Genomic DNA, 17,471 nt, shown 5'->3' with positions numbered 1-17,471 from the left:
ACCCTGGTCACGCTCAGTCCTCGGCGGGCGACTGGCGGCGGTCAGTCCCGGTGGGGGACTGACCGCGGTCAGTCTCGGTGGGGGGCTGCCGGCGGTCAGTCCTCGGTGGGGGGCTGGCGGCGGGCTTCGAGCCAGGCCTCCAGCGCGTCCGGGTCCTGCGGGTCCACGCCCTCGGCCAGCAGCTGCGCCACCGCGGCCGTGGCCGGGCTGCGCTGCTCGCCGGTCGTGTAGAGCCGCACGAACTCCGGGATGAGATCTTCCAGCTGCGCGATCGACGCGGTGACCGCGGCGTCCGGCAGCTCACGGCGCCGATGCGCGTACGCCGTCCAGGCGCGCACCACGCGGGGCAGCATCGCGGCGTCGTCCACGTCCAGCACCGCGCGCCGGTGCACCCAGTCCAGCAGGAAGAAGCCGGCCACGGCCGGGCTCCAGCGCAGCGGGTCCGCGTCCGGCAGCGTGGCCGCGTGGTCCACCACCAGCGCCACGCCGAACTGCAGCGATGAGCGCTCCGCCTCCGTCTCCACCAGGTCGAGCTGCTGCGACTCCGCCTCCGGGGAGCGCAGGAAGTCGGCGATCAGCGCGGACCGGGCGCCGTCGGGCATCGGCGTGACGCCGGGCATCTCGACCGAGTCACCGGGCAGCACGGCCAGCCGGGCACCGGCCAGCGCACGGTCGGTGGCCAGGGACGACGCGGCCGGCAGGCTGGACAGCTCGTCGGTGATCGCGAGATGCCGGACGACCTGCTCGCGCAGCCGCTCCGGCGCCTCGTCGCGGAACCAGGTCAGCTCGTCCGTGGCGCACAGCGCGCGGACCTGCGCGACGATCTTCTCCGCCGAGCCGCTGACGAAGACGTCCTTCACGATGCCGATGTTGTGGTCGACCAGCGCGACCACCGCGTGCTCCGGCCCGCCGAGCGCCTCGTCGTCGTAGGCGAACGCCGCGATGTACGTCGTCTGGTCGCCGTAGACGTCGCCGTACGCCCAGGTGCCGGTGCTGCGGACGCGGCCGAGCAGCGGCGTCCAGGTCGGCGCGGCCGGGCCGGGCCGCACCGCGGACGCGCCCTTCGCGTCCGGGACCAGCGCCGCGAAGATCTGGCGGATCGTGGTCGCGGCCGGCGCCGTGCGGTCCGCGGTCGCGGCCAGGAAGTCGCCGGTGAACGCGCGCACCGCCTCCGCCCGGGCCTCGTCGGCGAGCTCGTAGAAGCTGCCCAGCAGCGCGGTGCCGAGCAGTTCCGCGTCGTAGGCGCAGTCGAGCTTGATGACGTCGCGGGCGGCCTCGAGCACGGCATCGTGCGGCGTCCGGGGAGCGGGCATGGTCCGAGCCTACGCGTGATCGGACCGGGCGAGAGCCATGGCCTCGCGTGCCCGCGCGTACGACTGCAGAACCTCCCGGACCGGCGAGACCACATGCCGCCGGGCCACGGTTGTGACCTCGGCGCGCAGCATCCGGTCCACCCGCCGCCGGGCCCGCCGGGCCGCGTAGGCGATCACCGGCCGGGCGATCAGCGCCAGGAGCGCGCCGGTCAGCAGGCCGCCGAGGAACAGCACGGTCGGCAGCGGCGTGGTGCCGACGTCCGGGTAGTCCAGCGCGGGCAGGCCGAGCGCGCGCACCGCGTACCCGGTGATCAGCCAGCCCAGGCCGATGCCCGCGGCCAGCGTGACCAGCCACTGGGCGAAGCCGGCCAGCCGCCACCAGATCGGCGTGCCGATGCCCAGGTCGGCGCCGGCCACCGCGGAGTCCAGCGCGTCCGGCACGTCGTCGAGGCGCGAGCGGGCCGCGTCCACCACGCCGGGGCGCCAGGGCTCCGGCAGCGCGGCGGCGGCGTGGTCCGCGACCTGCCGGACCGCGAGCTTGACCGCGGCTCGCTGCGCCGCGTCCGGGTCCGGCACCGACGTGGCCGGCAGTATCTGGGTCGGCGCGTCCTCCTTCCGGAGCCCGTCCAGCAGCCCGTCCGTGGGGCCGGCCGACGGGAGGTCCAGGTGCAGCCGGCGCAGCGGGTCCGGGCGCAGCCGCCGGAGGCCGCGCAGCAGCGGCCAGCCGGTCATCCCGGTCGCCCGGTGCCGGTAGGCGCGCTCGGTCGCCTCCGCCACCGCGGGCACGCCGGCCATCACCGCGAACGCGTCGACCAGCGCGGCCACCGCGGCCCGGTCCACCACGTCCTCGGCCACGGCCGGGCCGACCAGCTCGCCGAGCCGCTCCGCGGTCGCGTCCACGTCGGCGGAGAGTCGCAGCAGCGCGGCCTCGCGCTTGGCGACCGTCTGCTCCAGCTGGCCGCGCAGCGGTGTCAGGCCGGGCACGTGCTGCAGCGCGGACGTGGCCACCACCGGCACCTCGGGCAGGCCGTCCTCGACGAGCAGCCGGCGCAGGTCGTCGACGACGGCCCGCTGATCGTCCGGCGCCAGCCGATCGGCCTGGTTGAGCACGACCACGGTCACGCCGGCGTGCGTCTTGAGCTTCTGCAGGTACGCCTCGTGGACCGTGCGGTCCGCGTACTTCTGCGGATCGACCACCCAGACGATCAGGTCGACCAGGCCGAGCAGCCGGTCCACCTCGGTGGCGTGCGCGCGCTGCACCGAGTCGAAGTCGGGCAGGTCCAGCAGCACCAGGCCGCGCAGCGCGCTCTGGTCGTCGCCGTCCAGCGGGCTCTCCCGGACGAACCGGTGCCGCGGGAGCACGCCGACCCAGTCGAGCAGCGCGTTCGCCCCCGCAAGCGTTCCCCAGACGCAGGCGTGCGCGGCGCCGGTGGTCGGCCGGCGCATGCCGACCTGGGAGAGCGCGAACCCGGCGAGCGCGTTGAACAGGCTGGACTTACCGCTGCCGGTGCTGCCGGCCAGCGCCACCACGGTGTGCTCGCGGGACAGCGCGAGCCGCGCGTCCGCGCGTTCGACCACGGTGTGCGCGCCGGCCAGCCGCTCCTGCGGGAGCAGCCCGTCGACCGCGCGGAGGAACCGGCGCAGCGACTCGACCCGGCGCAGCAGACTGTCCGCGTCCAGCGTGCGGGACGGCGCCAGCGCGTCCCGCATCCGGGAGACCAGGCCGCCGCTCATCGGGTCACCAGCGCCGCGTCGGCCCGGGCCGCCTCCACGTCGAGTGCCGCCCCTCGCAGCCGGCCGGCTGCGCCCGGGACCGGCTCCACCAGCGTGGTGAAGCGCGCGGCCTCCTCGGCCAGCAGCGCGGAGACGCGGTCCAGCAGGTCCGCGCGGGCCTTCGCGGCGAGGGTGCGGATCGCCTGGTCGCCGAAGATCGCCTCCAGCACCTTCTGCGCCGCGACCGTGGTGCCGCCGGCCACCGCCAGCTCCGCGCCGGTCGGGATGAACGCGGTCGACGCGAAGACCACGACCATCACCAGCAGGCCGGTGGCGTTCACCGCGTACGCGGTGCCGCGCGCGAGCGCACGCTTGTCACCGGCCTCCGCGCGGACCATCTCCAGCACGTGCCGTTGCCAGTCACGGATCAGTCGTTCCGCCCGTTCCGGCAGGTCGGGACCGGCCCGGCCGAGCGGCGGGGAGAGCAGCGCGGCGCCGGCCGGGTGTGCCTGCCAGCCGGTGTAGGCCGTCTCGGCGGCCTCGTCGGCCGCGCCCCGGATCAGCGTGACCAGGTTGCCCTCGATCGCCGATCGCAGCGCGTGCCCGGGCGCGGGCCGGCCGGTCAGCGTGGACACTATTCGGTCCCGCAGCCGGCCGATCTGGGCCTCCAGCGTGCGCATCAGCTCGCCCGTGCCGACGAACTCCTGCCAGCGGGCCAGGACCTCGCCGCGGAGCAGCCGGCCGTCCTCGACGCCGTGCGCGACCGCGCGGTTCGCGTTCCGATACGCGATCTCCACCCGGTCGGCGAGCGTCTCCGCGGCCTTGTCCTGCTCCTCGGCCGCGTCGGCCAGCGACGCGGTGGTGGGCGCGAGCGCGGCCAGCGCGCCGTCCAGGGTGCGGCGGACCACGTCGGCCCGGGTCTCCGCGTCGGCGGCCAGGTAGCCGATCCAGGAGCTGAGGTCGCCGAGCGCGGACGGCGGCAGCAACCCGTCCGCGGTCAGCCGGGTCTCCGGCACGACGAACAGCGGCGCGGCGCCGAGCCCGTTGTCCCGGAGCATCTCGGCGAGGTGCGCCGCGACCTCCTCGGCCGCCTCCGGCGGGACCCGGTCCAGCACCATCGCGATCACGGTGCCGCGCTGCCGGGCGGTGCGCAGCAGGCCCCAGGGGACCGCGTCCGCGTACCGCGCGGCGGTGGTGACGAAGATCCAGAGGTCCGCGGCCGCGAGCAGTTGCCCGGCGAGCGCGCGGTTCGCGTCCACCACGGAGTCGATGTCCGGCGCGTCCAGCAGCGCCAGCCCGGGTGCGAGCGTGGGCACGCCGACCAGTTGCAGGCTCTTCGGGTCGGTGCTGGGCTCGTCGGTCCGGGTGAGGCCGGGCAACAGCTCGCCGCGCCGGAACCAGTCGAGGTCGGCCGGGTTCGCCGCCAGCAGCGGCGCCCGGGTGGTCGGCCGGAGCACGCCGGACGCGCTCACCTTCGCCGCGACCAGGCTGTTGACCAGCGTGGACTTGCCCGCACCGGTGGAGCCGCCGACCACGGCGAGCAGCGGCGCGTCCAGTCGGGCGAGCCGTGGGATCAGGTAGTCGTCGAGTTGGGTGACGAGCGCCGAACCCGATTCCCTGGCTTCTGCCGCGGACGGCATGACCAGCGGGTACGACGTGCTGTCGACCACCGAACGCAGGTGGTCGAGCGCCTCGGCCAGCGAGGCGGGGGTGAGCTCACCGCGAGTCTGCACAGTTCTCCCCGGAGACACGGTCACGCTCCCCGCGAGCGCCCGGCCAGAGTAATAACCCTGCCCGATAGATGGTTTCCGAGGTACCCCTCAGTTACAGCGGATAAACTTGCGCGTGACGCGCTCAACTCTCCACTTGACGGTTTTTGTGATCGTGGCAGTATTGAGTCCGGTCCACTCAACTTGGGTTTTCTGAGCCGATGTGGTCGGAAGAACTGGCGTGGTTGGGGCAAGCCCGCGGTGCCGACAGGTCTCGCGGTTCGAGAAGTGAAGTGAGGAAGAAACATGGCACGTGCGGTCGGCATCGACCTGGGCACGACGAACTCCTGCGTGAGCGTTCTCGAAGGCGGCGAGCCGACCGTGATCGCCAACGCGGAGGGGTCGCGCACCACTCCCTCGATCGTGGCTTTCGCCCGTAACGGCGAGGTGCTGGTCGGCGAGGTCGCCAAGCGGCAGGCCGTGACCAACCCGGACCGGACCATCCGTTCGGTCAAGCGCGAGATCGGTTCGACCTGGTCGATCGACATCGACGGGAAGAAGTACAGCCCGCAGGAGATCTCCGCGCGGGTGCTCATGAAGATCAAGCGCGACGCCGAGGCTTACCTCGGCGAGCAGGTCACCGACGCGGTCATCACCGTCCCGGCGTACTTCAACGACGCCCAGCGGACCGCGACCAAGGAGGCCGGCGAGATCGCGGGCTTCAACGTCCTGCGGATCGTCAACGAGCCGACCGCGGCCGCGCTCGCCTACGGCCTGGACAAGGGCACCAAGGAGCAGACCGTCCTGGTCTTCGACCTCGGCGGCGGCACGTTCGACGTCTCGCTGCTGGAGCTGGGCGAGGGCGTCATCGAGGTCAAGTCGACCTCCGGCGACAACCACCTGGGCGGCGACGACTGGGACCAGCGGGTCATCGACCACCTGGTCAAGACGTTCCGCGGCGAGCACGGCATCGACCTCGGCCAGGACAAGATGGCCCTGCAGCGCCTCAAGGAGGCCGCGGAGAAGGCGAAGATCGAGCTCTCCGCCGCGACCACCACCAGCATCAACCTGCCGTACATCACGGCCGGCCCGTCGGGTCCGCTGCACATGGACATGACGCTCAGCCGGGCCGAGTTCCAGCGCATGACGCAGGACCTGCTGGACCGCTGCAAGGGCCCGTTCGAGCAGGCGATCAAGGACGCGGGCGTCCGGGTCTCCGACGTGGACCACGTCATCCTGGTCGGCGGTTCGACGCGCATGCCGGCCGTGACCGACCTGGTCAAGCAGCTCACCGGCCGCGACCCGAACAAGGGCGTCAACCCGGACGAGGTCGTGGCCGTCGGCGCCGCGCTGCAGGCCGGTGTGCTCAAGGGCGAGGTCAAGGACGTCCTGCTGCTCGACGTGACCCCGCTGTCGCTGGGCATCGAGACCAAGGGCGGCATCTTCACCAAGCTGATCGAGCGCAACACCACCATCCCGACCAAGCGCTCCGAGGTCTTCACCACGGCCGACGACAACCAGCCGTCCGTGCTGATCCAGGTCTTCCAGGGCGAGCGGGACATCGCGGCGTACAACAAGAAGCTCGGCACCTTCGAGCTGACCGGTCTCCCGCCGGCGCCGCGCAACGTGCCGCAGATCGAGGTCACCTTCGACATCGACGCGAACGGCATCGTTCACGTCAACGCGAAGGACCTGGGCACCGGCAAGGAGCAGTCGATGACGATCACCGGCGGCTCCGCGCTGCCGAAGGACGACATCGAGCGGATGATGCGCGAGGCGCAGGACCACGCGGACGACGACAAGCGCCGCCGGGACGACGCCGAGGCCCGCAACGTGGCCGAGCAGCTGCAGTGGCAGACCGAGAAGTTCCTGGCGGAGAGCGGCGACAAGCTGCCGGCCGAGTCCCGGGACCAGATCGGCGAGGCGCTGGGCGAGCTGCGCGGCGCGCTGGGCGGCACCGACATCGAGGCGATCAAGACGGCGCACGAGAAGCTGGCGACCGTCTCGCAGCAGGCCGGTTCGCTGCTCTACCAGCAGCAGTCCGAGCAGGCCGGCGCCGAGGGCGCGCCGGGTGCGGGCGCCGGCGCGGGTGCGGGCGCGACCGACGGTGCGCCGGGCGGCGCGCGGAACGCGGCGGACGACGTCGTGGACGCCGAGATCGTCGACGAGGACAACAAGAAGTGACCCAGCGGTACGCCGTGGGACGTGTGCGAGATGAGGTGACGGCATGACCGACGAGCAGCGGAAGGCGGACGCCGGATCCTCGGCGGAGCGCGAGCGTTCCGGAGAGGGCACCGAGCGGGTCGTCATAAGGGACCGGCGGAAGATCGATCCTTCCGTCGCCAAGCCTGGGGCGAAGAAGCAGAAGCCCGAGGAGCCCGAGGTCCTGGAGCCGGACGAGGTGCTCGACGCCGCGCCGGCCACGGACGAGAAGGACGCCGAGGAGGCCCCGGCCGCCGAGGAGAAGCCGAAAGAGGAGAAGGTGGAGCGGGTGGGTAAGCACGCCGCATCGACGCCTCCCCTCTCCGCTGAGCTGGAAGCGCTGCGGACCGAGGTGGAGGACCGCACGCGCGACCTCCAGCGGGTCACGGCGGAGTACGCGAACTACCGCAAGCGGGTCGAGCGCGACCGCGCCGCGGCGAGCGAGCAGGCCACCGGTTCGGTGCTCGCCGCGCTCCTGCCGGTGCTGGACGACCTGGACCGGGCGCGCGAGCACGGCGACCTGGTCGGCCCGTTCGCCAGCGTCGCGGAGCAGATCCAGGCGGCGCTCGGCAAGTTCGGGCTGACCGCGTTCGGTGAGAAGGGCGACCCGTTCGACCCGAACCGGCACGAGGCGGTGGCGCACCTGACCTCCGCCGAGGTGACGGAGACGACCTGCATCGACGTGATGCGGCGCGGCTACTCGCTCGGCGACCGGCTGCTGCGGCCCGCGATGGTGGCGGTCGCGGACCCGGAGTGATCTCGGACCGGCGAGGTGACCCGCACACGCGGGCCACCTCGCCGGTCGTCCAATGAGCGATTCTCGACCTGGCCCGTGCGGCTGGACGGTGCGCCAGGTCGAAGAAGCTCAGCGATGAGCCAGTAAGGAGGTGGATAGGTGAGTTCCAAGGACTGGCTGGAAAAGGACTTCTACTCCGTTCTCGGCGTGCCGAAGTCCGCCTCCCAGGACGACGTCAAGAAGTCGTACCGCAAACTCGCCCGCGAGCTGCACCCGGACCACAACCCGGGTAACAGCGAGGCGGAGGAGCGCTTCAAGTCCGTCTCCGAGGCCTACGACGTGCTGTCGGACGAGCGGAAGCGCAAGGAGTACGACGAGATGCGCGCGCTCTTCGGCTCGGGTGCGTTCCGGCGCAACGCCCGCACCGGTGGCGGGCCGGGCGGCGGCGCGTTCCCGTTCGACGTCTCCGACCTGTTCGGCGGCGTGAACACCGGCGGTCCGACCGCGGGCGACCGGCGCTTCGGCGGTGCCGGCTTCTCCGACCTGTTCGGATCGATATTCTCCGGCGGCGGCAGCGGTGGCGGCCGGCCGGGACCGGCCCGGGGCCGGGATGTCGAGACCGAGGTGACCATCGACTTCGGCGCCGCGGTGCGCGGCACCACCCTCCCGATCACGCTGCGCGCGCCGGGTGTCTGCGACGTCTGCCACGGCAACGGCGCCAAGCCCGGCACCTCGCCGCGGACCTGCCCGACCTGCCGTGGCTCCGGCCTGGTGCAGCGCAACCAGGGCTCGTTCAGCTTCTCCGAGCCGTGCAAGGACTGTCAGGGCGTCGGCACGATCGTGGACGAGAAGTGCCCGGAGTGCCACGGCACCGGTGGCGTGACGAAGACCCGCACGATGAACGTCCGGCTCCCGGCCGGCGTCGCGGACGGGCAGCGGATACGGCTGTCCGGCCGTGGTGAGCCGGGCGAGCGCGGCGGGTCGCCCGGCGACCTCTACGTGCTGGTCAAGGTGCGCCGCGACGAGCTCTTCGCGCGCAGCGGCGACAACCTGACGCTGACCGTGCCGATCACGTTCGCGGAGGCGGTGCTCGGCACCGACCTGCGCGTGCCCACGATGGACGGTGCGGTGACGCTGCGGGTGCCGCCGGGCACACCGAGCGGCCGGGTGCTGCGCGCCCGGGGCAAGGGCGTGCCGAAGCGGGACGGCGAGGCCGGTGACCTGCTCGTCACGCTCGAGGTGCAGGTGCCGAAGGAGGTCTCGCCCGAGGCCCGGGAGGCACTGCGGATGTTCGCCGAGCGCACGCCGGCGGCGTCTCGCGACCATCTTGAGGCACGGGTTCGCAGAGCTGGATAGGACGAGGTGGCACCGTGGATGCGCGCATTCGCATCGCGATCGAGGGAGTCTCGGACGCCAAGGTCTTGATCATCTCCGTGGCGGCCCAGATGGCCGGCATGCATCCGCAGACGCTCCGGCAGTACGACCGGCTGGGTCTCGTGCAGGCCGGCCGGGCCGCCGGCGGCGGCCGGCGGTACAGCGCTCGCGATGTGGCGCTGCTCCGCGAGGTGCAGCGGCTCAGCCAGGAGGAGGGCGTCAACCTGGCCGGCATCAAGCGGATCATCGGACTCGAACACCTCGCTGGTGACCTGCAGGAGCAGGTGCTGGAGCTGCAGGAGGAACTGGCCGCGGCGTACCGGCGGATCGCGGAGCTGGAGGCGATGGCGGCGTACCCGAGCCGTGATCTCGTGCCGCGTAGTCAGCGGTCGACCGCGCTCGTGGTCTGGCGTCCGCGAGAAAAGCGCTAAAAGGCGAAATGTCGGATTCCTGCCCGAGCTAGGCAGTGAGCGGTTATGGTCACCGAGGTGCGCGACGACGAGTCGCGAAAGGCCTATCGGCCTGCCATGACGGCTCGCGGCGCCGGTTCGGGCGGGGATCCACGGGGGCTCCCCGCCCGGACTCGATCGGTCAGCCGAGCCGGCGCGACTGCCGGACCAGGCCCCCCTCGCACCAATCGTGGTAATCGAACAACTCCGGCCGCGCCAGCAGCGCCCGGACGTTGTGCGCCCAGACCGCCATCAGGTCGTCGCCCTCGTCCTCCGCCGTCTCGACCATCTTCCGCAGCCGGCGTTTGGGGTGGGCCCGGAACTTCGTCCGGATGCCGTCGGCCGCGTAGATGTAGAGGCAGTGCAGCGCGAAACGGCGTGCCGGGCAGGTCCGGTCCATGGCCAGCTCGAAGAGGGTGCCGACCAGCCGGTCTCCGGACACGAGGAGATCCCAGTCCGCGGGCATCGACTCCAGCGGCACCGAGTCGGGCTGGTAGGCCCACGCACGGAGCTCGGCGGCGCTCGGATCGACCGGATTCGCGAAACCGTGGAAGCTCGACTGTTGCACGCTCACCTGCGACTCCAGTCCTGGTAGCACCAGATGCTCTTAGCGGCGACACGGTAACGCGCCGCTACCGCCGACCGGAACCCGGGCGACGTGCCATTTCTGGGAATTGCGTCAATCGGGTCGGGGGACCACCGGGTGCCCGACGGCGGTCCGCTTGCGCAGCATCGCCTTGAACCACTCGGTGTCCGGGATCCGGGCCAGCATCGGACCGGTCACCACCGTGATCAGCACGTACGCGGTGGCCAACGACGCCAGCTGCGGCTCCACGCCGGCCGCGACCGCCAGCCCGGCGATGACGATGGAGAACTCGCCGCGCGGCATCAGTGCCAGCCCGGCCCGGAACCGGCCCGGCAGCGCGATCCCGGCCCGCTTCGCGCCGAGATAGCCGGTCAGCACCTTCGTGCCCATGGTCAGCACGGCCAGCGCCAGCGCGGGCAGCAGCACGTGCGGGATCTCGCCCGGGTGCGTGGAGAGCCCGAAGAACACGAAGAACACCGCGGCGAACAGGTCGCGCAGCGGCGTGAGCAGCTGCACCGCGTGGTGCGCGACCGGGCCGGAGAGCGCGATGCCGACCAGGAACGCGCCGACCGCGGCCGACACCTGGAGCTTGTCCGCCATGCCGGAGACCAGCAGCGTCAGGCCGAGCACGCCGAGCAGCAGCGCCTCCGCGTCGTCCGCGGAGATGAACGCGGAGATCGCGTTGCCGAACCGGATCGCCACCAGCAGCACGATCACCACGGTGGCGACCGCGATCGCCAGTGACGTGGCGCCCGCGGCCAGCGACACGCCGGCCAGCACCGCGGTGAGGAACGGCAGGTAGAGCGCCATCGCCAGGTCCTCGATGACCAGCACCGAGAGAACCACCGGCGTCTCGCGGTTACCGAGCCGGCCCAGGTCGCTGAGCACCTTCGCGATCACGCCGGACGAGGAGACCCAGGTGATGCCGGCCAGCACCAGCGCGGCCACCCAGTCCCAGCCCATCAGCAGCGCGAACAGGGCTCCGGGCACCGCGTTCAGCACCGCGTCGATCAGGCCGGCCGGTGCGGACGCGCGCAGGTTGCTGACCAGCTCGCCGGCGGAGTACTCCAGGCCGAGCATGACCAGCAGCAGGATGACGCCCATCTCGGCGCCGACCTCGATGAACTCCTCGCTGGCGGAGAGCGGCAGCAGGCCGCCCTCGCCGAACGCCAGGCCGGCGATCAGGTAGAGCGGGATCGGGGACAGCCCGGTGCGCCGCCCGATCCGGCCGAGGAGGCTGAGACCGAGGAGGACCGTGCCGAGTTCTATGAGGAGTATGGAGAGGTCGTGCATACGCGCCTCAGCCGTCCGACTCCGTCTCGGCCAGGATGGCCGCGACGCCGTCGAGCCCTTCCCGGGTGCCGACGACGACCACGACGTCACCGGTCTGGAAGGCGAACGAGGGTGCGGGGGAGGCGATCACCTCGCGGTCGCGGAGGACGGCGACGATCGACGCGCCGGTGCGGGTGCGGGCCCGGGTGTCGCCGAGCCGGCGGTGCGCCCAGGGCGAGCCGGCCGGGATGGAGATCTGCTCGGTGAGCAGCCCCGCGGCCTGCGAGCGGAGCCCGGCGAGCTGGCCCAGCATGAGCGAGGCGCCCAGCAGGTCGGCCAGCGCCTCGGCCTCGTCGTCGGTGAGCGGGAGTGAGGCGATGCAGGCGTCCGGATCGTCCTGGTCGTAGAGGACCAGGTCGCGACGGCCGCTGCGGTGGGAGACCACCCCGATCCGGCGGCCGGATGCCATGACCAGGTCATGGCGCACGCCTATGCCGGGGAGAGCTGTCTGTTCGACCCTTACTCGCACGGGATACACGCTACCCAACCGTTTCCCGTCGTCCGCGGACTGATCACCTGTGTGGGAACCTCGTTGTCACCTCGGCACTTGTCATCTGTGACTGAGCGTTCCACGATGCTCGCCCTCCGGAGGCGAATCATGCCGAAAAGTCGCGGGTTGTTCGCGTCGCTGCTCGCCGGTGCGCTGCTGCTGACGGCCTTGGCGCTGGTCAGCCGTTCGCCTTCGGCGACCGAGGATCAACACCGTTCGGGGGTACGCCGTGCGACCGTCGACCTGCCGGCCGGCACACCCCCGCCGTACTTCGAGTTCGTCAGCCGGAAGGTCGGCTACGCGGTCTTCTCCGGCTGCCCGGACGGGCAGTGCCCGACGCCGGTCTTCGCCACCGAGGACGGCGGTCACACCTGGCGTCGCATCGCGCACCCGGCCGGCGGCATGGTCAACCTCTACGCCGTACCGGACGTCCTGGTGCTGCACTGGATGGAACGCGACGTCTGGTTGCTCTCCACGGACAACGGCCGGTCGTTCGTCGAGGTCGACGACACGGACGGGAGATACCGCGCCCAGCACGGCCACTTCATCCGGGCCGACACGTCCTGGCCGGTGGTGTGGCGGGGCGGCCTGATGCGGCCGGTGCCGAGGCGCCCGCCGGTGTCGGTCATCATGTCGGTCGCCACCGGCGCGAACGGCCGGATCTGGGCCGCGGGGCTCGGCGACCGCGTGCCGAGCGCGGCGTACTCCACGGACGGGGGCACGGTCTGGATCCAGACGCCGGTCCCGCCGCAGGGCGACCAGATTCGCGGCCCGAGCCTGAGCGTCTCCGCCGACGGCCGGGACGTGTGGCTGCTGGCCGGGACGGACGACGTGACGCGGCTGTGGACGTTCACGGCCGGCCGATGGCTGCCGGTGGCCGCGCGCGGGCTCCCGCCGGGCTACGGCGTGTTCGCGATCGCGGCCGGCGGCGGCGCGCTGATCGTGGGCGGGCAGTGGGGTGGCCAGGGGGTGATCTGGCGGGGACGGTACTGGCCGCGGCCGGACTGGGACTGGCTCGACGACGGATCCGAGCTGCTGGCGGACGGCACGATCTACGCACGGTCCGGGCAGCGCGCCCGGCTCGGCGTCGGGTTCGGCGCGGAGCGGTGGTGGACCGAGATCGTGCTGGAACCGGCGGCGTGACGTGGGCAACCGAGAGTTGAGTGGAATAGACTCAACTCCGGTGGTGTCATAGAACGCGGACACAACGCAACGCAGTGACACAACGCAACGCAGAGACACCACGCCTGAAGGTAACCACCCTGGGGAGCCGATGAACGCCGAACGCCTTACCACAAAGAGCCGCGAAGTCATCACCGCCGCGGTGGCCGACGCCGGCCAGCGGGGCCACGCGACGGTCGAGTCCTGGCACCTGCTCCTGTCGCTGCTCGACACCGGCGGGTCCACCGCCACCGGGCTGCTGCGCGCCGTCGGAGCCAACCCCGCGGACGTCCGCCGCGCCGCCGCCCGGGCGCTGGAGAACCTGCCCTCCGCGCGCGGCTCCAGCGTCGCCGAGCCCAGCCTGGCCCGCGAGTTCGCGAACGCGGTCGGTGCCGCCGAGCAGATCGCCCGGCCGCTCGGCGACGAGTACACGTCGACCGAGCACCTGCTGGCCGGCCTGGCCCGGGTCGGCGGCCCGGTCTCCGAGTTGCTGCGCAAGGCCGGTGCGACCGAGGAGGCGCTGGTCGCGGCGTTCCCCGCGGTGCGCGGTGGCGACCGCCGGATCACCACGGCCGACCCCGAGCAGACCTACCAGGCGCTGGAGAAGTACGGCATCGACCTGACCCAGTCGGCGCGGGACGGCAAGATCGACCCGGTCATCGGGCGCGACTCGGAGATCCGCCGGGTGATCCAGGTGCTCTCCCGCCGCACCAAGAACAACCCGGTCCTGATCGGCGAGCCCGGCGTCGGCAAGACCGCGATCGTGGAGGGGCTCGCCCAGCGCATCGTCGCGGGCGACGTGCCCGAGTCGCTGCGCGACAAGAAGCTCATGTCGCTCGACCTCGGCGCCATGGTCGCCGGTGCGCAATATCGCGGCCAGTTCGAGGAGCGGCTCAAGTCCGTGCTGGAGGAGATCAAGAACTCCAACGGCCAGGTGATCACGTTCCTCGACGAGCTGCACACCGTCGTCGGCGCCGGCAAGGGCGAGGGCTCGATGGACGCGGGCAACATGCTCAAGCCGATGCTGGCCCGCGGCGAGCTGCGCATGGTCGGCGCCACCACGCTGGACGAGTACCGCGAGCACATCGAGAAGGACCCGGCGCTGGAGCGGCGCTTCCAGCCCGTGGTGGTGGGCGAGCCGACCGTGGAGGACACGATTGGCATCCTGCGCGGGCTCAAGGGCCGTTACGAGGCGCACCACGGCGTGCAGATCACCGACGGCGCGCTGGTCGCGGCCGCCACGCTCTCCGATCGCTACATCGCCGATCGCTTCCTGCCGGACAAGGCGATCGACCTGATCGACGAGGCCGCGTCCCGGCTGCGCATGGAGATCGACTCGCGCCCGGTCGCGATCGACCAGCTGCAGCGCACGGTCGACCGGATGAAGATGGACGAGCTCGCGCTGGCCAGGGAGACCGACGCGGCGTCCCACGACCGGCTGGAGCGCCTGCGCCGCGACCTGGCGGACAGGCAGGAGGAGCTGACCGTGCTCACCAGCCGGTGGGAGCGCGAGCGCGGCGGCCTGAACCGGGTCGGCGAGCTGAAGAAGAAGATCGACGAGATGCGCGTCGACCTGGAGCGGGCCCAGCGCGAGACGAACTGGGAGCTCGCCTCCCGCCTGCAGTACGAGGAGATCCCCGCGCTGGAGCGGGAGATGGAGGCGCTGGCCAACGAGCCGGTGCCGGACGAGCCGCCGATGGTCAAGGAGCAGGTCGGCGCGGACGAGATCGCCGAGGTCATCGCGGCCTGGACCGGCATCCCGTCCGGCCGCCTGCTGGAGGGCGAGACCGCGAAGCTGCTGCGCATGGAGGAGTCGCTGCAGTCCCGCGTGATCGGCCAGGCCGAGGCGGTCGGCGCGGTCTCCGACGCGGTCCGGCGCGCCCGCGCGGGCATCGCCGACCCGGACCGGCCGACCGGCTCGTTCCTGTTCCTCGGCCCGACCGGCGTGGGCAAGACCGAGCTGGCGAAGGCGCTGGCCGGCTTCCTCTTCGACGACGACCGCGCGATGGTGCGCATCGACATGAGCGAGTACGGCGAGAAGCACTCCGTCGCGCGCCTGGTCGGTGCCCCGCCCGGCTACGTCGGCTACGAGGAGGGCGGGCAGCTGACCGAGGCGGTGCGCCGCCGGCCGTACTCGGTGATTCTGCTCGACGAGGTGGAGAAGGCCCACCCGGACGTCTTCGACCTGCTGCTCCAGGTGCTCGACGACGGCCGCCTCACCGACGGCCAGGGCCGGACCGTCGATTTCCGGAACGCGATCCTGATTCTGACGTCGAACCTCGGCTCGACCATCATCTCCGACATCACGCTGCCCGAGGACGCGCGCCGGGAGGCCGTGCTGTCCGTGGTGCGCGGGCACTTCAAGCCCGAGTTCCTCAACCGGCTGGACGACATCGTGGTGTTCCACGCGCTCACCGGCGTGGAGTTGGCCTCGATCGTCGACATCCAGCTCGACGCGCTGGGCCGCCGCCTGGCCGACCGCCGGCTCGGCCTGGAGGTCACCGGCACCGCGCGCACCTGGCTGGCCGAGCGCGGCTACGACCCGCTCTACGGCGCACGCCCGCTGCGCCGCCTGGTTCAGTCCGCGATCGGCGACCGCCTGGCCAAGGCCCTGCTCGCCGGCGAGGTCCTGGACGGCGACACCGTCAAGGTCGACGCCAGCCCGACCGGCGACGGCCTGATCGTCGGCGTGGCCTGAGTCACACCGCGGGAAACCGATGTCTGAAGGGCCGGGAAAGTCCCGGCCCTTTGGATTGCAATATTGACAAGGCGCTTCTTGCCAGGTCGCGGAGGGTGACAGGTCTTGCTACCGTCGGCGGCCAGCAGGACTTGATCGACCTGGGAAGGGATCGCCGGCGTGAACGGTGGCAGTGCGTATTTCGTGGTCGGTGTCGGCTGCGTGCTCGTGGTCGTCGGCATCGTGGCGCTCGTCATCGCCTGGAACAAGTCCCAGCAGCGGAAGTCGGCACCGCCGCCCGCCGCGAAGGGCACCGATCCCTTCCACACCAAGGACGAGGACGCGCTGCGCGGCGACCCGCGCACGCTCGCGCCCGGCGACATCGTGGAGATCCGCGGCACCAGCTGGGCCGTGCGCGGCAGCCTGCGGCTCACCGAGGACTCCTGGGGCTGGACCGAGCACCTGATCGACGACGCGAACGGTGACCAGGCGTGGCTCTCCGTCGAGGAGGACCCGGACCTGGAGGTCGTGCTCTGGCGCGAGGTGCCGGACGTGACCGCGAAGCCGGGCGCGGCCACCGTCGACGTGGACGGCCGCCGCTACTCCAAGGACGAGTCCGGCCGGGCGCGGTTCACCTCGACCGGCACCACCGGGCTGAACGAGACCGGCACCGTCAAGTACCACGACTACGAGGCGAAGGACGGGGCGCTGCTCTCCTTCGAGTCGTACGGCGACTCCGGCAAGTGGGAGGCCGCCCGCGGCGAGTCGCTGCTCCGCGCCGAGTTCCGGATCTACCCACAGGCGCGGTGACATGCTCGTCGACCTGACGCTGCCCTACGCGGACACCACGGCGGCCGACCTGAGCTTCGCGCTGGGTCTGCCGCCCGCGCCCGCGCTGCACGTGCTGGAGATCCCCGATCTGGGTCTGCAACTCCGCCTGCTCGGCGCCTCGCACCAGGTGATGATGGGTGAGCTGAGCGAGACCGTGGCCTGCCTGCCCGGCCGCCGGCCCGACCTTCCCGACGCGGTCACCGACGAGCGCTACCGCTTCGCGGCCGAGATCCGCACGCTGACCCCGGCCGAGATGTCCGCCGAGGTCGGCCGGTTGCGCGCGGAACTGTCCGGGCATCCGCACGGGCTGGTCGGCCAGTTCCCGGGCGACCCGGACGCGGTCACCGCGCTGCTGGCCTACTCCGACGGCGCGGACGCGGTCGGGTGGCGCACCTGGCACGCGTACCCGCAGACCGGTGAGCTGGTCGAGACCACCACATCCGTACGACTGGGAGCGGCCGCATGACGAAGCATCGCCGGTGGTTCATCATCGGCATCGCGCTGGCGCTGGTGGGTGTGCTGGTCGCCGGCTGGGCGATCGTCTACGGCAACTTCTCGGTGCGAGGCTACGTGGCCGACCGGTTCGCGCGCTCCGCCTCGAACGACATCGGCGACGACGCGGTGGCGTACGCGTCGAACAACGCGCCGACCGCGGTGGCCGCGCAGATCACCAAGGCCTGGGAGCCGGCCGACGAGGTGGTCGACGCGAGCGGTGTCTACCTGCGGTACGCGGACGACGCGGTGGTCATCCTGCCCGCGGCCGTCGGCTCGCTGATCCTGATCGAGGACATCGACTCGGCGCGGCGCCGGTACAGCGGCCACACCGTCGGCTACTGGGGCTGGGGCAGCGGCAACACCATCCGCGGCGGCGGGCCCGGATCCGGCAAATGACCACGAA

General features: G+C 72.1%; 15 protein-coding genes. 9 read left to right on the top strand and 6 right to left on the bottom strand.

All coding sequences use genetic code 11. The annotated features are described in order from the left end of the window. Positions 1-95: 95 nt before the first annotated feature. Genes J2S43_RS34405 through J2S43_RS34395 form a run of 3 tightly spaced genes read right to left on the bottom strand, consistent with a single transcriptional unit; the run spans position 96 to position 4,666 of the window. Entirely contained in the window at positions 96-1,313 is a 1,218-nt protein-coding gene (locus J2S43_RS34405) for a hypothetical protein (RefSeq protein WP_306836279.1), read from the bottom strand. Positions 1,314-1,322: 9 nt separating this feature from the next. Continuing rightward, on the bottom strand, positions 1,323-3,047 hold the full coding sequence (locus J2S43_RS34400; protein WP_306836277.1) for a GTPase: 1,725 nt from the start codon (positions 3,045-3,047) through the stop codon (positions 1,323-1,325). Continuing rightward, on the bottom strand, positions 3,044-4,666 hold the full coding sequence (locus tag J2S43_RS34395; RefSeq protein WP_306839648.1) for a GTPase family protein: 1,623 nt from the start codon (positions 4,664-4,666) through the stop codon (positions 3,044-3,046). Before J2S43_RS34395 ends, J2S43_RS34400 begins: the two co-directional genes overlap by 4 nt. Positions 4,667-5,041: 375 nt before the next feature. On the opposite strand from J2S43_RS34395, the gene dnaK reads away from it, so the two are divergent. From dnaK to J2S43_RS34375, 4 genes are all read left to right on the top strand, one after another. Further along, a complete protein-coding gene (gene dnaK, locus J2S43_RS34390; RefSeq protein ID WP_306836275.1) occupies positions 5,042-6,919 on the top strand; it encodes a molecular chaperone DnaK in 1,878 nt (625 codons plus the stop codon). Positions 6,920-6,962: 43 nt separating this feature from the next. Continuing rightward, positions 6,963-7,694, top strand: coding sequence for a nucleotide exchange factor GrpE (grpE, locus tag J2S43_RS34385; RefSeq protein ID WP_306836273.1), 732 nt, complete (start codon positions 6,963-6,965; stop codon positions 7,692-7,694). 138 nt (positions 7,695-7,832) lie between these two features. Beyond that, positions 7,833-9,029 carry a molecular chaperone DnaJ gene (gene dnaJ, locus J2S43_RS34380; RefSeq protein WP_306836271.1) on the top strand — a complete coding sequence of 399 codons (1,197 nt, stop codon included), beginning with the start codon at positions 7,833-7,835 and terminating at the stop codon, positions 9,027-9,029. 14 nt (positions 9,030-9,043) lie between these two features. Beyond that, complete coding sequence (locus tag J2S43_RS34375) at positions 9,044-9,478, top strand: heat shock protein transcriptional repressor HspR (protein WP_306836269.1); 435 nt, start codon at positions 9,044-9,046, stop codon at positions 9,476-9,478. Positions 9,479-9,638: 160 nt separating this feature from the next. Here J2S43_RS34375 and J2S43_RS34370 read toward each other — a convergent pair whose 3' ends face one another. The 3 genes from J2S43_RS34370 to J2S43_RS34360 all read right to left on the bottom strand — a co-directional run bounded on the left by J2S43_RS34370 (position 9,639) and on the right by J2S43_RS34360 (position 11,883). Continuing rightward, positions 9,639-10,070, bottom strand: a complete 432-nt coding sequence (locus J2S43_RS34370) for a hypothetical protein (RefSeq protein WP_306836267.1) — start codon at positions 10,068-10,070, stop codon at positions 9,639-9,641. Between the two features lie 105 nt (positions 10,071-10,175). Further along, a complete protein-coding gene (locus J2S43_RS34365) occupies positions 10,176-11,375 on the bottom strand; it encodes a cation:proton antiporter (protein WP_306836265.1) in 1,200 nt (399 codons plus the stop codon). Between the two features lie 7 nt (positions 11,376-11,382). Next, complete coding sequence (locus J2S43_RS34360) at positions 11,383-11,883, bottom strand: cation:proton antiporter regulatory subunit (protein ID WP_306836263.1); 501 nt, start codon at positions 11,881-11,883, stop codon at positions 11,383-11,385. Between the two features lie 129 nt (positions 11,884-12,012). On the opposite strand from J2S43_RS34360, the gene J2S43_RS34355 reads away from it, so the two are divergent. The 5 genes from J2S43_RS34355 to J2S43_RS34335 all read left to right on the top strand — a co-directional run bounded on the left by J2S43_RS34355 (position 12,013) and on the right by J2S43_RS34335 (position 17,464). Beyond that, the gene (locus J2S43_RS34355; RefSeq protein WP_306836261.1) at positions 12,013-13,047 is read left to right on the top strand and encodes a beta propeller repeat protein; all 1,035 of its coding nucleotides are present in this window, start codon (positions 12,013-12,015) and stop codon (positions 13,045-13,047) included. A 130-nt stretch (positions 13,048-13,177) separates the two neighbouring features. After that, positions 13,178-15,763 carry an ATP-dependent chaperone ClpB gene (gene clpB, locus J2S43_RS34350; protein ID WP_306836259.1) on the top strand — a complete coding sequence of 862 codons (2,586 nt, stop codon included), beginning with the start codon at positions 13,178-13,180 and terminating at the stop codon, positions 15,761-15,763. Positions 15,764-15,922: 159 nt separating this feature from the next. Further along, positions 15,923-16,552 carry a DUF4178 domain-containing protein gene (locus J2S43_RS34345; protein WP_306836258.1) on the top strand — a complete coding sequence of 210 codons (630 nt, stop codon included), beginning with the start codon at positions 15,923-15,925 and terminating at the stop codon, positions 16,550-16,552. Between the two features lies 1 nt (position 16,553). Then, positions 16,554-17,039 carry a DUF2617 family protein gene (locus tag J2S43_RS34340; protein ID WP_306836255.1) on the top strand — a complete coding sequence of 162 codons (486 nt, stop codon included), beginning with the start codon at positions 16,554-16,556 and terminating at the stop codon, positions 17,037-17,039. Then, positions 17,036-17,464 (top strand): DUF4247 domain-containing protein, encoded by a 429-nt coding sequence (locus tag J2S43_RS34335; RefSeq protein WP_306836253.1) that lies wholly within the window; start codon positions 17,036-17,038, stop codon positions 17,462-17,464. The genes J2S43_RS34340 and J2S43_RS34335 overlap by 4 nt, the downstream gene beginning before the upstream one ends. Positions 17,465-17,471: the final 7 nt, after the last annotated feature.

It is taken from the genome of Catenuloplanes nepalensis, assembly GCF_030811575.1.
In the GTDB taxonomy this organism is placed as follows: Bacteria; Actinomycetota; Actinomycetes; order Mycobacteriales; family Micromonosporaceae; genus Catenuloplanes; species Catenuloplanes nepalensis.
Note: the sequence above shows the minus strand (reverse complement) of the source record. Positions and strands in the feature narration are given on the sequence as shown.

Bases quoted from the DNA above. Each gene is read 5' to 3' on its own strand.
- J2S43_RS34405 (WP_306836279.1), bottom strand. From the start codon at position 1,313: ATGCCCGCTCCCCGGACGCCGCACGATGCCGTGCTCGAGGCCGCCCGC.
- clpB (WP_306836259.1), top strand. From the start codon at position 13,178: ATGAACGCCGAACGCCTTACCACAAAGAGCCGCGAAGTCATCACCGCC.
- J2S43_RS34365 (WP_306836265.1), bottom strand. From the start codon at position 11,375: ATGCACGACCTCTCCATACTCCTCATAGAACTCGGCACGGTCCTCCTC.
- grpE (WP_306836273.1), top strand. From the start codon at position 6,963: ATGACCGACGAGCAGCGGAAGGCGGACGCCGGATCCTCGGCGGAGCGC.
- J2S43_RS34335 (WP_306836253.1), top strand. From the start codon at position 17,036: ATGACGAAGCATCGCCGGTGGTTCATCATCGGCATCGCGCTGGCGCTG.
- J2S43_RS34355 (WP_306836261.1), top strand. From the start codon at position 12,013: ATGCCGAAAAGTCGCGGGTTGTTCGCGTCGCTGCTCGCCGGTGCGCTG.
- dnaK (WP_306836275.1), top strand. From the start codon at position 5,042: ATGGCACGTGCGGTCGGCATCGACCTGGGCACGACGAACTCCTGCGTG.
- J2S43_RS34340 (WP_306836255.1), top strand. From the start codon at position 16,554: ATGCTCGTCGACCTGACGCTGCCCTACGCGGACACCACGGCGGCCGAC.
- J2S43_RS34395 (WP_306839648.1), bottom strand. From the start codon at position 4,666: ATGCCGTCCGCGGCAGAAGCCAGGGAATCGGGTTCGGCGCTCGTCACC.
- J2S43_RS34400 (WP_306836277.1), bottom strand. From the start codon at position 3,047: ATGAGCGGCGGCCTGGTCTCCCGGATGCGGGACGCGCTGGCGCCGTCC.